Here is a 1718-nt window from a genome sequence, read left to right as displayed (position 1 = left end):
GAGCTCGGCCGGCGTCCGCGCGCGGCGGCGCCGTGCGAGACGGTGCGTGCGGCCTGTCACGAGCGCGAGCGGCTCGTCCCACAGCGGCAGCGCGTCGATGTCCGGCGCACGCGGCGGCATGAACGCGAAGCCCGCGTCGAGCCGGTCGTCGACGAGCAGCGCCTCGATGCGTTCCTGCGGCATCGCGTCGATCGTCAGCGCGACGTTCGGATAGTCGGCATGGAACGCGTCGATCAGCGAGCCGCTCAGGTAGGCCGCGAAGGTCGGCATCATCGCGAGCCGCAACGACCCGCTGCCGAGATCGGCGACGTCGTGCAGCGCGCGCTGCCCCGAATCGAGCTCGTGCAGCGCGGCGCGCGCATGGCGCGCATAGACTTCGCCGAACTCGGTGAGCTGCACCGCGCGGCCCGAGCGGTCGAACAACTGCACGCCGAGCGTTTCCTCGAGCTGGCGCACCTGCTGCGACAGCGTCGGCTGCGACACGTGCAGCGCGTCGGCCGCGCGGGTGAAACTGCGCTGCTCGGCGACGGCCAGGAAATAGCGGATGTGGCGCAGTAGCATGGCGTCCAACGTATTGGTTTTACCAATGAACAGCATAACGATCCAGTCTTGGACGCTATGATTCGATTCCCGCATCATACGCACATCCGTTCCCGTGCATGACCGCTGTCACCGCACCGGAACGGCTCGCCCGGGCCCGCCCTGCCTCCGCCCGCCGCACGACGATCCGCCACCCGCCCGATCCGGGCCCGGCCGCGATCCGCCCGGCGCGCATCGGTTCATCGCCGATCCGTCGACGCCGGCCCCGATTTCCGTCACCCCGCGCATCCGACGGCCCCGTGCCGCCGGCCGGCGCCGCTGTTTTTCGCGACCATGGAACCGCAACACGACACCCATCCTCCCCTCACCCGCGGCATGACGCTGCTGTTCGCCTGCGCGTGCGGCATCGTCATCGGCAACATCTATTACGCGCAGCCGCTGCTCGCCGCGATCGCGCGCAGCTTCGGCCGCGCGCCGACCGAGCTCGGCTATCTCGTCACGCTGACGCAGCTCGGCTACGCGGCGAGCCTGCTGCTGATCGTCCCGCTCGGCGACGCGGTCAACCGTCACACGCTGATCGTGCGGCTGCTGATGCTCAACGTCGTCGCGCTGGTCGCGGTCACGTTCAGCACGAACTTCACGATGTTCGTCGTCGCGAACGTCGCGGTCGGCTTCGTCACCTGTTCGACCCAGCTGCTCGTGCCGTTCGCCGCCTCGCTCGCCGATGCACGCTCGCGCGGCCGCGCGGTCGGCACCGTGATGAGCGGGCTGCTGCTCGGCATCCTGCTCGCGCGCGTCGCGGCCGGTGCGATCGCCGACGGGTTCGGCTGGCGTGCGGTGTACGGCATCGCCGCGGTGATGGTGGCGGCGCTGACCGTCGTGCTCGCCGTGAAGCTGCCGAAGGATCGCCGCGACGCGCGCCTCGACTATGCGGCGCTGATGAAGTCACTGGTCGCGCTGGTGCGCGCGCAACCGCTGATCGCGCTGCGCTCGACCGACGGCGCGCTCGTGTTCGCGTGCTTCAGCCTGCTGTGGACGGGCCTCACGTTCCTGTTGAGCCAGCCGCCGTACAGCTATTCCGAAGGGCAGATCGGCCTGTTCGGCGCCGCCGGCGCGCTGGGCGCCCCCGCCGCGCCGCCCGCCCGCCCCCTCCCCCCCCCCCCCCCCCCCCCCCCCCC

The 1718-nt window shown here is 71.1% G+C and carries 2 protein-coding genes; one reads left to right on the top strand and one right to left on the bottom strand.

The genetic code is table 11. The features are described from left to right. Window positions 1-561 (bottom strand): transcriptional regulator CynR (gene cynR / locus G3N93_RS39695; RefSeq protein ID WP_206135491.1); only part of this gene is annotated, 561 nt, incomplete at its 3' end. Window positions 562-873: 312 nt separating this feature from the next. On the opposite strand from cynR, the gene G3N93_RS39690 reads away from it, so the two are divergent. Further along, on the top strand, window positions 874-1718 hold an 845-nt coding region (locus tag G3N93_RS39690), incomplete at its 3' end, for an MFS transporter (protein ID WP_206135490.1).

It is taken from the genome of Burkholderia sp. Se-20378, assembly GCF_017104665.1.
Taxonomy (GTDB): Bacteria; Pseudomonadota; Gammaproteobacteria; order Burkholderiales; family Burkholderiaceae; genus Burkholderia; species Burkholderia lata.
Note: the sequence above shows the minus strand (reverse complement) of the source record. Positions and strands in the feature narration are given on the sequence as shown.